Source organism: Rhizobium sp. GCM10022189, assembly GCF_042656325.1.
Taxonomy (GTDB): Bacteria; Pseudomonadota; Alphaproteobacteria; order Rhizobiales; family Rhizobiaceae; genus Rhizobium.
On sequence record NZ_JBHSOR010000056.1, the window covers coordinates 91197 to 103730 of the forward strand.

The following is a 12534-nucleotide window of genomic DNA, read 5'->3' on the forward strand; positions in this document are numbered from 1 at the left end:
CAATGATTCAAGGATTATTGAAATATGGACGAACGTCAAGCCCTCGCTTCATTCGGAGCGCTTTCTCAGGAAACCCGCCTGCAGGTCGTGCGAATGCTTGTCGTCGCCGGCCCTGACGGCATGGCCGCCGGTACCATCGCCGAAAAGCTGGAGGTCTCTCCGTCGAACGTATCCTTCCACCTGAAGGAACTGGATCGCGCCGGCCTTATCAGCCAGCAGCGCGAATCCCGGTCGATCATCTACACCGCCAATTTCGAGGCGCTGCGCGGCCTCGTGCTCTTCCTGATGGAAGATTGCTGCTCCGGTCATCCGGAAATCTGCGCGCCGGCCGCGGAGGTCGCGGCCTGCTGCGCCCCTGAAATGGAGGAGAAACTGCAATGACCACCGATCGCGTTTACAACGTGCTCTTTCTCTGCACCGGCAATTCTGCCCGGTCGATCCTCGCGGAATCGATCCTGAACACGGAAGGCAAGGGCCGCTTTAAAGCCTATTCCGCCGGCAGCCAGCCGAAGGGCGAGGTCAATCCGCACGCGTTGAAAGAGCTTGCGGCACTCGGCTATCCGACCGAGGGTTTCCGCTCGAAAAGCTGGGATGAATTCGCGCTTCCCGGCGCACCGGAAATGGATTTCATCTTTACCGTCTGCGACAGCGCTGCCGGCGAAGCCTGCCCGGTCTGGATCGGCCATCCGATGACGGCCCATTGGGGCATCGAAGACCCCGCCGCCGTCATCGGCAGCGAAGTGGAAATCGGCCGCGCTTTCGCACAAGCGGCCCGGTTCCTCAAAAACCGCATCATGTCCTTCATCAGTCTGCCGATCACGTCGATCGACAAGCTGGCGCTCGAAGCGCATCTTCGCCAGATCGGCACGATGGAGGGCGCCAGCATCAAGCAGCCCAAGGCAAGCTGATGGATTTCGACCTTCATCAACAGGCCGTGGAAGGCCATGACGAGGGCTTGCGCGCAGCGCTTGCCGGCGCCGGCCTTCCAGTCGATGACCTTGCAGATGCCGGCCGCAGCTTCTACCGCTTCTCGCGCGATGGCGAGACGGTCGGTTTCGGCGGGCTGGAACTATACGGCGAGGCCGCCCTTCTGCGCTCCATCGTCGTTCTCTCCGATCGGCGGGGTTTCGGCTTCGGCCATGCCATTACATCGGGCCTGCTCGATCAGGCGCACCGAAAGGGTGCGGGCGCCGCCTATCTGCTGACGGAATCTGCCGCCCCTTTCTTTCTGTCGCTCGGCTTTCGCCCTGTTGCCCGCGAGGAAGCGCCGGCCGAAATCCGGATGACGCGGCAGGCAGCAAGTCTTTGCCCGGCTTCTGCCGCCCTGATGGTGCGGAGCCTGCCGGCATGAGCGCTGAATTCCCAATGTCGCGCCGCGTCGTGGCCGAAGCATTCGGCACATTGCTTTTGGTCGCAACCGTCGTCGGTTCCGGCATCATGGCCGACAAGCTGACGGACGATACCGCGCTCGCCCTGCTCGGCAACACGGTGGCGACGGGCGCCATGCTGGTCGTGCTGATTACCACGCTCGGCCCGATATCGGGCGCGCATTTCAATCCCGTCGTCTCGATGGTCTTTGCCGTCAGGCGGCAATTGCCCGGCTCTTGTTTGGCGCCCTACATTGCCGCGCAGATCATCGGCGGCACTGCCGGCACTGTACTTGCCCACGGCATGTTCGCTGTTCCCTTGCTGCAGGCTTCGGAAACAGTGCGATCGGGCGGGGCGCAATGGCTGTCGGAAGTGACGGCGACCTTTGGCCTCGTCTTCGTCATCCTCTCCGGTATCCGCTTCCGCGCCGATGCCGTCGCGTGGCTCGTCGGCCTCTATATCACCGCTGCCTACTGGTTCACCGCGTCAACGTCATTTGCCAATCCCGCCGTGGCGATTGCCCGCTCGCTCACCAATACATTTTCCGGCATCCGGCCGGCTGATCTGCCGGGCTTCATCATCGCCGAAATCATCGGTGCCCTGCTGGCGGCGATGCTGGCCGGCTGGCTGCTGATGGAAGCCCGCAATCCCGAAACTCTCACAGAAACGGAAACCGCCCCATGAACGTGACGATCTATCACAACCCCGGTTGCGGCACCTCGCGCAACGCGCTGGCGATGATCCGCAACGCCGGCATCGAGCCCGAGGTCGTCGAATACCTGAAGAACCCGCCGTCGCGCGAACAGCTGGCGAAGATGATCGCCGATGCCGGGCTGACGGTGCGCGGCGCGATCCGGGAAAAGGGCACGCCCTATGCTGAACTCGGCCTCGACAATCCCGATCTCTCCGACGAAGAGCTGCTGGAGGCGATGCTGAAGGACCCGATCCTGATCAACCGGCCGTTCGTCGTCACGCCGATGGGCACGCGCCTTGCGCGGCCTTCCGAGGTCGTGCTCGATATCCTGCCGGATACGCATAAAGGCCCGTTCGCCAAGGAAGACGGCGAACAGGTTCTGGACAGCGACGGCAAGCGCCTTGTCTGAGCGCATTCCGCTTGCGGCCGTCGCCGCGCTCGGGCTCACCCAGGTCATCGGTTACGGCACGCTCTATTACAGTTTCAGCATTCTCGCGCCGGCCATGGCGCGGGACCTGAACTGGCCGTCGGAATGGATATTCGGGGCGCTGTCGCTCGCCCTGCTGATCGGCGGCCTGGCCGCCCCGGCGATGGGAAAATGGATCGATCGCTTCGGCGCCGGCCGGGTGATGGCGGCGGGCTCGGCAATCGCATCGGCAGCGCTTGCCGCCTGTGCGCTCTCGTCGGGCAAGATCGCCTTGGTCGTCGCCCTGATCGCCATCGAGACGGCATCCAATCTGGTGCAATATGGCGCGGCCTTCGCCCTGCTGGTCCAGATCCGGCCGAAGGTGGCACAGCGCAGCATCACCTATCTGACGCTGATCGCCGGCTTTGCCTCCACGATCTTCTGGCCGGTCACCACGGCGCTGCACGCGCATATGCCGTGGCAATCCGTCTACCTCTGCTTTGCCGCCCTCAACCTCTGTGTCTGCCTGCCCATCCATGCATGGCTGGCCTTCAATGCCTGCAGGAGCCGAAAGGAGGCTTCCGGCGGCGCGGCCAGGCATGTCGAGCCCGGCCTTGCGCCGTCGATCCGCACGCCCGCCTTCGCGCTGATGGTCACAGGCTTTGCGCTGGAAAGCTTCGTCAACGCCGCGCTGCTGGTGCATATGGTGCCGGTACTGTCGGGACTCGGGCTCGGCGCAATGGCGGTGATGGTCGGCACGCTCTTCGGCCCCTCGCAGGTCTTGAGCCGCTTTGCCAACATGATTTTCGGCGGCGGCCTTTCGCAACTGACACTGGCGCTCGTTTCGGCCGCGCTTCTGCCGTCCGCGCTGGTCGTCCTGATTGCCACCGCGCCGGCAGTGCCGGGCGCCCTGGTCTTCGCCGTCGTGTTCGGTCTCGGCTCGGGCTTGAGCAGCATCGTGCAGGGGACCTTGCCGCTGGCGCTCTTCGGCAGCGAAGGCTACGGGAAACGGCAGGGTCAGATATTGGCGATCCGGCTTGTCGTCACATCGACGGCCCCCTTTGTCCTGGCTTTCCTGATGGCAGGGATCGGCGTGCAGTGGTCGCTGGCCGTCGCTGCGGGCGTGGGGGTCGCCGGCGCCCTTGCCTTCATCGCGATCGGCCGGCTGGCGGGGATGCGCGATCGGCCGCGTGGCGCCCTCGGCCGTGCCGAGACCTGACCGGCAGAGGCCTTCGGCATCAACAGCGGCCGGCGCCGGGCTGCCGCTTTTGTGAGCGGCGAAAGCCCGGTTCTGCCGCTATGTTTTGGCATGGGGCGCGATGGCCTGCTATTGTCGCCTGCCATGCGCCGACCGGCCATCCGGGCCGGCATCCGACCGACGGGACCATTGCATGACCGAACGGACCGCAACTGTTCCACCCGTGCGCCGATGGATCGGCTTTCTGGCCATGTGCCTCGGCATGTTCATGGCCATTCTCGACGTCCAGGTCGTGGCGACCTCGCTGCCGACCATCCAGTCGGCGCTCGATATCCATCCGGACCAGATGAGCTGGGTGCAGACCGCCTATCTGATCGCCGAGGTGGTGGCGATACCGCTGACGGGGTTCTTCACCCGGCTCCTGACGATGCGCTGGCTGTTTGCGGCCTCGCTGTCGCTGTTCGTGATCGCCTCGGCCGGCTGTGCGGCGAGCGATACGTTCGGCGGGCTGGTCTTCTTTCGGGTCGTGCAGGGTTTTTCCGGCGGCACGCTGATCCCTTCGGTGTTTTCGGCCGTCTTCATCCTGTTTGCCGACGAGCGGCAGGCGCTGGCGACGACGATTGCCGGCGTTCTTGCGGTTCTGGCACCCACGATCGGGCCGGTCGTCGGCGGCTGGCTGACGGAGACCTATTCCTGGCACTGGCTGTTCCTGATCAACATCCTGCCGGGCATCGTGGCCGCGCTCGTCGCCATGCGCGCGCTGCCGCGCGAGGACCTCGACATGGCCGAGCTGCGGCATCTCGACGTCCTTTCGCTGATCCTGATGGCGGCGAGCCTTTCGGCGCTGGAACTCGGGCTGAAGGAGGCGCCGACGAGCGGCTGGACCTCGCTCTACGTTTCCGGCCTCATCGGCCTTTCGGTGGTTTCGGGATGGGTCTTTGCGTGGCGCACGCTCGGCAGGCGCATGCCGGTGGTCGAGCTCGGCAATTTCGGCGACCGGAATTTTCTGGCGGGCTCGGCCATGAGCTTCATTCTCGGCATCGGCCTGTTCGGCTCGGTCTATCTCATGCCGGTCTTTCTTGCCTTCGTGCGCGGGCATAACGCGCTCGAAATCGGCATGACGATGCTGGTGACGGGCATTGCCCAGCTGATAACGGCGCCGATTGCGGTGGCGCTTGAAAAACGCATGGATGCGCGGCTGCTCTCCGCGCTCGGTTTTGCGCTCTTTGCCGTCGGCATCGGCATGAGCGCCTTTCAGGACCCGCAGACCGATTTCGACGCGATGTTCTGGCCGCAGGTCGTGCGCGGCGTCGCCATCATGTTCTGCCTGCTGCCGCCGACGCGGCTCGCCCTCGGCACGCTGCCGCCGGAGCGCATTCCCGATGCCAGCGGCCTGTTCAACCTGATGCGCAATCTCGGCGGCGCGATCGGCATCGCGCTGATCGACACGATCGTCTACACCCGCTCAGGCCCGCTCGGCGACGGCATCTGGGACCGGCTGCAGGCGGGGGACGCGGATGTCGCGGCCTTCGTCGGCGCGCCGCTTGCGGCGATTGCCGGGCACAGGGGAGCGTTCGATGCCGACACGGCCTCCATGCTCGACCCGCTGGTGCAGACGGCTGCGACCGTTCAGGCGCTCAACGAGGCGTGGATGGTGGTCGCGGTCCTGACGGCCGGCGCGCTGCTGTGGGTGCCGTTCGCGCGGAAGGTGGCGGTGGCGGCGGGGTGAGAGAAGACCGTCATTTGGCTGGTTAGTCGATGCTGATCGACGCCGAGGTATTTCCGCCGGGCCTCAAGCTCACACATTGTTTCAATGTTACTCGACAACCAACGCTGCAAAGCAACCGAAGTAGAGTTTGATCTTGCGCGGGGTATGGGGGCTGTGACAAATCCCCGAAGCGACGCGCTCGAAAACTTCCGTTCTTACCGGTTGTCGTGGCACGAATATTCCTTGCCGTACGCCGTTATCCAAGGCCGCGGCTTCTTCCAGTCGAGCTCTCCGATACATTATCCAGGATCGGTGCCGGATAAAGTCGTGATCACCAACATCCAAGATGCAGGTCCCATCGCAGAGATTGTTCGTCCATGATGTGACCGAGACGATAAGCTGCAATCCCCGGGCGCAAGGATCGGTGCACACGATGTGCAGATGTTTGAGCTCGGCGTTATTCGTCGGCCCGGACGGAATAAGAAGCGTGCCTGCCCGAGCGACCAATCAGCGTACCCTTGCAGCCTCGAAAGCGCGATCAATCGCTTTCAACGTGTTCGACGTCTCCACAAATTCCTCTGCGTTATCCACGCCGACTGCATTCAGGATACGTTGCAATGGGATTATCACAGATCCACCATCAGGATCCTCCCATTCCGGCACGTTGCGCGGATCGTGTGTCCAGTCAACCAGTTGCCACTGGGTCATAGCGCCGAACCGTTCCCAGACGGCGTCCACACATTCCAGGTCTGCTTCACTCAATTCATCAAGATCCTCGACACTGATGTTGTTGTTCACCAGCGCAATTCCATGGTTCGCTCGATCCTCGAGAAAATCGGACCAACCGCAATCGTCTTGATACTCGCCTTGAATATGTCTGTAGGTGGTAGAGTTCACTGGTCCATGCGGCATGGAGTAGCGATTCTCGTCCAATATGGGAAAGCCGAACCTTCTGATGCTTTCGCGATCGACTAAGTAAACGAGCTTTACCACCTTAAGGACGTTAAGAGACCGGCCGCCTGACTTAAGGATAAGTGACGCAATCAACTGCGCGGCTTTTCTTGGCTCGTAGCTCATAATTTCCTCATCGCGCAAAACGCGTATTGCGGCGAACTTTTACTCGAAACCGAGTAGAACACAATATTGCGGGTACAATATGAAACGTTGAGATTAAAACTTGCTTGTTATCTTTCGTGAGCCTTTCGCGGGGCTGGCCAATCCAGGGGCACCAGAAGCGGCAAGCGTTGCCGTCTGGCCGGCAAGGTCGGCGCGCAGCCGGTTGAGCTGGTCGAGGCTTGCCGTGGTTTGTGCCGGCGCCAGCGTGCCGAGGCCGACGAGAAGGGTTTCGAGGAAGGCGAGCGTGGCGCTGTGCATGCTGAAGGCGTCGGCGCGGCCCCTGGGCACGGTGACGATGCGGGTGACGCGCGCCTCCAGCGCCTCGCGCAGGCTGTCGGTGACGAGCACGGTTTCGGCGCCGATGCCCCTGCAATGGTCGAGCAGAACCGAAAGCTCGGTATAGACGCGGCCATAGGCCATGACGACGACGAGGCTGGCCGATTTCAACTGCAGCAGGTCGTCGGCGAAGAGCAGGCCGGTTCTGGTCAGCGGCCGCGCGGCAAAGCCCAGCCTGCGCAGCTGGATGCAGAAATAATCCGCCATCGAAGCGGAGGGGCCGATGCCGAAGACGGCGATCTCGCCGGCTCCGGCCAGCGCCTGCACGATGGCCCGGTAGTTTTCGGCATCGATGCTGTCGCGAAGCGTGGCGATCGCTTCGGCCTGGGCGGCCAGCGTCTTTTCCAGGGCAAGCTCCAGGCTGCCGGCGTTTTCGGCTGCCGTCCGCGACATCCTGCCCGCCGGCGTCGGGCCGGCATCGAATTCCCCGGCAATCGCCCGGCGCAGGCCGTCCAGCCCGTCAAAACCCAGCGCGCGGGCCGTGCGGATGATCGTGGCGTCGCTGGTGCCGGTCGACTGGGCGAGCTCGATTGCGGACTGAACGAGCACCTGATGCCGGTTGTCGGCGAAATAGCGGGCGACGCGATGTTCTGTGCGGCTGAGACCGGGGCTCTTTTCGGTCACGAGGTCGGCGAAGTGCGACGACATTTCACGGTTTCCTGTGTTGACTTGTTGTGTTTACTACACGATTAATCCAGATGTTGTCATCACAACGGAGACACGAAATGGACGGCGTTACCTGGAATGTCGCCGCATCGGCCATCGGCGCGGCCTTCCTGGCTTCCGTCGTGGAAGTCGTCGAAGCCTTCACGATCATCCTTGCGGTCGGCACGCTGCGCGGCTGGCGCCCGGCTGCGGCCGGCACGGCGGCGGGCCTGGCGGTGCTTGCCCTTGTCGTCACCGCGCTCGGGCCGCTGCTCGACCGGGTGCCGCTGCATGCGCTGCAGCTCGTCATCGGCGTGCTGCTGCTGCTGTTCGGGCTCGGCTGGCTGCGCAAGGCGATCCTGCGCTCGGCGGGCGTCATTGCGCTGCATGACGAGATCGCCGCCTTCGCCAGGGAGCGCCTGAGCCTCGAAGAGGCGGCCCGGCGCCATGCGGCTTCGGCCAACTGGCTTGCCGGCATGGCGGCCTTCAAGGCGATGCTGCTGGAAGGGCTCGAAGTCATCTTCATCGTCATTGCCGTCGGTTCCGGCCGGGGGCTGGTGGGGGCGGCCTCCATCGGGGCGGCGGCAGCCTGCGTGCTCGTGCTGCTGATCGGCGCGGCCCTCCACAAGCCGCTTTCGCGCGTGCCCGAGAATATACTGAAATTCGCCGTCGCGATCATGCTTTCGAGCTTCGGCGTGTTCTGGACGGGCGAGGGGCTCGGCATCGACTGGGCCGGCGAAGACCTGATGCTCTTCGTCTTTGCCGCGCTCTTCCTGCTCACCGGGCTTGCGATGGCGCAGATCCTCGCTGTCAGGCCGAAGGGGCGCACGCAATGACCGTCCTTTCGGATGTCCTGAAAGAACTGTTTGGCATGTTCGTTTCCGATGCGCGGCTGAGCGTGGCGGTGCTGGCGCTGGTCGGCCTTGTCGCGCTCTGGCTGAAGGCCGCGCCCGGCATCGATCCCCAGATACCCGGTGTTGCGCTGCTTCTGGGCTGCATCGCAATCATCGTCACCATCACCAGCCTGCATGCGAGGCGAATGAAATGAAGCGTTCGGCAGTGTTGACCGGGCTGAAACGAAGCGGCGCCGGCCTTGGCGTCGCGCTTCTGCTGGCCGGCGCCTTTCTCGGCTACCGGCAGCTTTCGGGCAATTTCCACCCGGTCGTTCCCGGCGTCGTCTACCGCTCGGCCCAGCCTTCGGCCGACCAGCTTACCGCCTATGTGCGCGAGCACGGCATCCGCTCGATCATCGACCTGCGCGGCGCGCCGAAGCCGGGCTCGCCCCGCTACGAGGCCGAATATGTGACGGCGCAGAAGCTCGACGTCGTCCATTACGAATTCCGCATGTCGGCCAGTACCGAACTCAACCGGCAGGAGGCGGCGCAGCTGATCGACCTGATGCGCCGCGCCGAAAAACCCGTGCTCATCCATTGCCAGGCTGGCGCCGACCGCAGCGGGCTCGCTTCGGCCCTCTATCTGGCGGCCATTGCCGACAAGGGCGAGGAGGCGGCAGAAAGGCAGATATCCTTCTGGTACGGCCATATTTCCCTGCCGGTCTCGGCCGCCTTTGCGATGGACCGGACATGGGAAAAGCTGGAGCCGTGGCTGGGTTTTCCCAGTTCGTGACGGTCAGGGCGGCCGGCCGATCTAGCGGTGAATGTTAGTCGATCCCGCGGTCGATGTTAATCGATCCGCCTCAGATCCCGCGCGAAACGCTGCCAGTTGCCGACATATTTCCTGGCGGATTCGGTGATCCCTGCGGCGGCCGCCTCGTCGAGCACGCGGATCGCCTTGGCGGGGGCGCCGACGATCAGGGAATTGTCGGGGAATTCCTTGCCTTCGGTGACGAGCGCATTGGCGCCGACGAGGCAATTGTTGCCGATCCTTGCGCCGTTGAGGATGGTGGCGCCCATGCCGACGAGCGAATTGTTGCCGATCGTGCAGCCGTGAATGATGGCGTGGTGGCCGATGGTGCAGTTTTCGCCGATCGTGGCGGGAAAGCCGGGGTCGGTGTGGACCATGACGCCTTCCTGCAGGTTGGTGGCCCTGCCGATGACAACGGGTTCGTTGTCGCCGCGCAGCACGGCGCCGAACCAGATGCCGACCTCTTCGGCAAGTTCGACACGGCCGATCACATGCGCGTCGGGAGCGATCCAGAAAGTGCCTGATGGCGGCAGTTTCGGCCGCAGGCCGCCGAGCGCATAGAGTGCCATTCTCGCCTCCTCAGACCACCTTGAGCGACAGCGTCGAAATGCCGTCCACGCCGCAGGAGATGCTGTCGCCTCTCGTAATGGCGGCGACGCCGGCCGGGGTGCCGGTCATGATGACATCGCCCGGCGCGAGCACGAAGAGTTTCGAAAGCTCCGCAATGATTTCCGGCACTTTCCAGATCATCTGGTTCAAGTCGCCATCCTGCTTTTTGACGCCATTGACCTCCAGCCAGACGCGGCCGGCGGCGGGGTGGCCGATGCGGCTCGCCGGGACGATGGGCGAGACGGGCGCGGAATGTTCGAAGGCCTTGGCGATTTCCCACGGGCGGCCGAGCTTCTTGGCTTCGGCCTGCAGGTCGCGGCGGGTGAAATCGATGCCGACGCCGTAGCCATAGATGCAGTCGAGCGCCTTTTCGGCCGCAATATCGGCGCCGCCGGCCTTCAGCGCCAGCACGCATTCGACCTCGAAATGCACGTCCGACGACAGCGGCGGATAGGGGAAATCCCGCCCGGAAAACAGGTTGTCGGCATTCTTCTGGAAGAAGAAGGGCGGCTCGCGGTTCGGGTCATGGCCCATTTCGATGGCGTGGTCGGCATAGTTGCGGCCGACGCAATAGACGCGGCGCACCGGAAAGGCCTCGGCGCTGCCTTCGACGGGCAGGAGAACGGGCTGCGGCAGCGGGATGACGGTGGCGGGAAGGGACATGGCGGGGCTTCTTGGCTGATTGATCTGGCGAGTCTGGTTTCCATCCTAGACGCAAAAGGAGGCGGGGGGAAAGTGCGCCGTCCCTCCGTTCGGTACGATCGGGCGGCACACCGCCGCGCGTCAAGGGGCGGCTTTGTCCTGCGCCAGGGCCGCGCGCATGAGGGCATAATAGGGGGCGAGTTCCGGGATGGCCTTCGGCAGGGCCTCGAAGGCCGGGTCGGAGATCGTCAGCCGGCCGGCATATCTGGCTTCCAGGAAGGCGTTGTGGTCCGGCAGGGCGGCGCGGTGCGAGCCGTAGAGCACGGTGAAGACGGGCGAGGGCACGGTGCGGCCCTTGACGACGATGCGGTCGAGTTCGACCACGGCGTAACGCTCGGAGACGAGCCGGGCGGTCTCTTCGCCGAGGAGGAGGGCGACGCCGTAATTCTTCGAGGCGCCTTCGAGGCGGGAGGCGAGGTTGACGCTGTCGCCGAGGCAGGAATAGTCGAAGCGGCGGGTGGAGCCCATGTTGCCGACGATGCATTCGCCCGTGTTGATGCCGACGCCCATTTTCAGGACATGCAGCGGCCGGCCCGAGGCGGCGGCCTCGCGCTCCAGCTCGCGGTTCAGCGTGCCGATCGCATCCTGCATGGCGATGGAGGCCTTGACCGCATGCAGCGCGTGATCGGGGTCGTCGAGCGGCGCGTTCCAGAAGGCCATGATGCAATCGCCCATATATTTGTCGATCGTGCCGCCGTGATCCATGACCACGTCGGAAAGCGGCGTCAGCAGCCGGTTGATGAGCGTCGTCAGCTGCTCGGGATCGTCCTTCATCGTTTCGGCGATGGTGGTGAAGCCGCGCACGTCCGAAAACAGGACGGTGAGCATGCGCCGCTCGCCGCCGAGCTTCAGCTGCGAGGGATCGTTGGAGAGGCGGCGCACGAGATCGGGCGAGATATATTGGGCGAAGGCGCGGGTGATCTGGCGTTTCTGGTGGCGTTCCTGGGCATAGTCGAAGGCCGCCTGGCCGAAGGCGACGGCGACGAAGGCGACCGTCGGCCCGAGCGGCGAGACGAAGACGTGGCTGACGCGAATGCCGGCATAACTTGCCGCGGCAAAGGCGGCGACGGCCGCGGCAGTGGCGACCAGCGTGCGCCAGCTCGTGGCCTTCCACACGGTGGCGGCGGCGAGGACGACGGCGACGAGGATCGAAAGCGCCACGGCCGGCAGGCCGGCTTCCGTAATGGCAAGGCCGTGGACGATATTGTCGTAGATGGTGGCCTGCACCTCCACGCCCGAGATCAGCTTGCCGGTATGGACGGTATAGGGCGTGGCATAGGCATCGACGCCGCCCTGATCGATCTCCGGCGCGTTCTGCAGGCTCAGGCCCACCAGCACGACGCGATCCTTGAACATGTCGGGCGGCAGGAAATTCTTCGGGTCGAGCGCCTGATAGTAGGAGACGGTCGGGTAGGAGCGGGCCGGGCCGAAGGACTGGATGAGGGCGCCTGCCGGCGGATGCTGCGGCTTGTGGCCGGCCGCGCGCGCCAGCTCCATGGCAAAACCGTCGTCATAGGCCGGGACGTTGCGGAAGATGCCGTCGCCGTTCAGCGTGATGGAGGCGATGCCGGTGCGCGCGCCGGCCTCGCTCATCTGCGGCAGCGGCGTGGTGCGCACCAGCTGGTCGGCCTGCGGCGTCTTGATCAGCGTTTCGTCGCCGGCAAGCACGATATCCGGGCCGACGGCGGCGGTGATCGCCTCGTCGTTTTCGGCCGTGGAAGGCTCGGCCATGATGATGTCGAGCGCGATCGCTTTGGCGCCGGCGGCGCGCAACTGCTTGACCAGCTCGGCATGGAGGCTGCGCGGCCAGGGCCATTGCGCGTTGATATCGGCCAGCGCCGGCTCGTCGATCGCCACGATGATCGGCCCGCCCTCCGGCGGCGTGGGGTCGTCGACGGTGGAGAGGTAGTCGAAGGTGCGCAGCTCCGTCAGCGTCCAGGCCGGCAGGCGCGAGAGGAAGGAAATGGTAATCAGCGTGACCAGCGCCAGCACGAGAAGGCGGATGCCGCGGCTGGAAAAGGGCCAGCCCGGCAGGCGCGGCCCTTCGCGGCGCGTATCGATGGCGCGCTCTGCCTGAAGCCGTTGCAGGGCGGCCGGGCGCGCCATCG

General features: G+C 64.6%; 15 protein-coding genes. 10 read left to right on the forward strand and 5 right to left on the reverse strand.

From position 1 onward, the window contains the following. Positions 1–24 precede the first annotated feature (24 nt). The 7 genes from ACFPWW_RS26655 (at position 25) to ACFPWW_RS26685 (ending at position 5395) form a co-directional block, all read left to right on the forward strand. The gene (locus ACFPWW_RS26655; protein WP_112759434.1) at positions 25–381 is read left to right on the forward strand and encodes an ArsR/SmtB family transcription factor; all 357 of its coding nucleotides are present in this window, start codon (positions 25–27) and stop codon (positions 379–381) included. Next, complete coding sequence (locus ACFPWW_RS26660; RefSeq protein WP_112759433.1) at positions 378–908, forward strand: arsenate reductase ArsC; 531 nt, start codon at positions 378–380, stop codon at positions 906–908. The genes ACFPWW_RS26655 and ACFPWW_RS26660 overlap by 4 nt, the downstream gene beginning before the upstream one ends. Next, the gene (arsN2, locus tag ACFPWW_RS26665; protein WP_112759432.1) at positions 908–1351 is read left to right on the forward strand and encodes an arsenic resistance N-acetyltransferase ArsN2; all 444 of its coding nucleotides are present in this window, start codon (positions 908–910) and stop codon (positions 1349–1351) included. The genes ACFPWW_RS26660 and arsN2 overlap by 1 nt, the downstream gene beginning before the upstream one ends. Further along, positions 1348–2052: an aquaporin gene (locus ACFPWW_RS26670; RefSeq protein WP_377314060.1), complete on the forward strand. Its 705-nt coding sequence runs from the start codon at positions 1348–1350 to the stop codon at positions 2050–2052. The genes arsN2 and ACFPWW_RS26670 overlap by 4 nt, the downstream gene beginning before the upstream one ends. Next, positions 2049–2471 (forward strand): arsenate reductase (glutaredoxin), encoded by a 423-nt coding sequence (arsC, locus tag ACFPWW_RS26675; protein ID WP_377314062.1) that lies wholly within the window; start codon positions 2049–2051, stop codon positions 2469–2471. The genes ACFPWW_RS26670 and arsC overlap by 4 nt, the downstream gene beginning before the upstream one ends. Beyond that, entirely contained in the window at positions 2464–3687 is a 1224-nt protein-coding gene (gene arsK, locus ACFPWW_RS26680; RefSeq protein WP_377314064.1) for an arsenite efflux MFS transporter ArsK, read from the forward strand. The genes arsC and arsK overlap by 8 nt, the downstream gene beginning before the upstream one ends. A gap of 172 nt (positions 3688–3859) precedes the next feature. Further along, complete coding sequence (locus ACFPWW_RS26685) at positions 3860–5395, forward strand: DHA2 family efflux MFS transporter permease subunit (protein WP_377314066.1); 1536 nt, start codon at positions 3860–3862, stop codon at positions 5393–5395. Between the two features lie 486 nt (positions 5396–5881). On the opposite strand, the gene ACFPWW_RS26690 is transcribed toward ACFPWW_RS26685, so the two are convergent. Beyond that, positions 5882–6451, reverse strand: coding sequence for a Panacea domain-containing protein (locus ACFPWW_RS26690; protein ID WP_377314068.1), 570 nt, complete (start codon positions 6449–6451; stop codon positions 5882–5884). Positions 6452–6544: 93 nt separating this feature from the next. Beyond that, on the reverse strand, positions 6545–7474 hold the full coding sequence (locus tag ACFPWW_RS26695) for a MurR/RpiR family transcriptional regulator (protein WP_377314070.1): 930 nt from the start codon (positions 7472–7474) through the stop codon (positions 6545–6547). A gap of 77 nt (positions 7475–7551) precedes the next feature. Here ACFPWW_RS26695 and ACFPWW_RS26700 point away from each other — a divergent pair, with 77 nt between their 5' ends. From ACFPWW_RS26700 to ACFPWW_RS26710, 3 genes are read left to right on the forward strand one after another with little or no spacing between them, the layout of a single operon-like run. Next, the gene (locus tag ACFPWW_RS26700) at positions 7552–8307 is read left to right on the forward strand and encodes a COG4280 domain-containing protein (protein ID WP_112759426.1); all 756 of its coding nucleotides are present in this window, start codon (positions 7552–7554) and stop codon (positions 8305–8307) included. Then, positions 8304–8519 carry a hypothetical protein gene (locus tag ACFPWW_RS26705; RefSeq protein WP_112757831.1) on the forward strand — a complete coding sequence of 72 codons (216 nt, stop codon included), beginning with the start codon at positions 8304–8306 and terminating at the stop codon, positions 8517–8519. The genes ACFPWW_RS26700 and ACFPWW_RS26705 overlap by 4 nt, the downstream gene beginning before the upstream one ends. Next, positions 8516–9097 carry a tyrosine-protein phosphatase gene (locus ACFPWW_RS26710; RefSeq protein ID WP_377314072.1) on the forward strand — a complete coding sequence of 194 codons (582 nt, stop codon included), beginning with the start codon at positions 8516–8518 and terminating at the stop codon, positions 9095–9097. Before ACFPWW_RS26705 ends, ACFPWW_RS26710 begins: the two co-directional genes overlap by 4 nt. Before the next feature lie 56 nt (positions 9098–9153). Here the strand turns inward: ACFPWW_RS26710 and ACFPWW_RS26715 are convergent, their stop codons facing one another. From ACFPWW_RS26715 to ACFPWW_RS26725, 3 genes are all read right to left on the reverse strand, one after another. Continuing rightward, a complete protein-coding gene (locus ACFPWW_RS26715) occupies positions 9154–9684 on the reverse strand; it encodes a gamma carbonic anhydrase family protein (protein ID WP_377314074.1) in 531 nt (176 codons plus the stop codon). A 10-nt stretch (positions 9685–9694) separates the two neighbouring features. Next, entirely contained in the window at positions 9695–10387 is a 693-nt protein-coding gene (locus ACFPWW_RS26720; protein WP_112757828.1) for a fumarylacetoacetate hydrolase family protein, read from the reverse strand. 120 nt (positions 10388–10507) lie between these two features. Continuing rightward, positions 10508–12532 (reverse strand): CHASE2 domain-containing protein, encoded by a 2025-nt coding sequence (locus tag ACFPWW_RS26725; RefSeq protein ID WP_377314076.1) that lies wholly within the window; start codon positions 12530–12532, stop codon positions 10508–10510. Between the last annotated feature and the right edge of the window lie 2 nt (positions 12533–12534).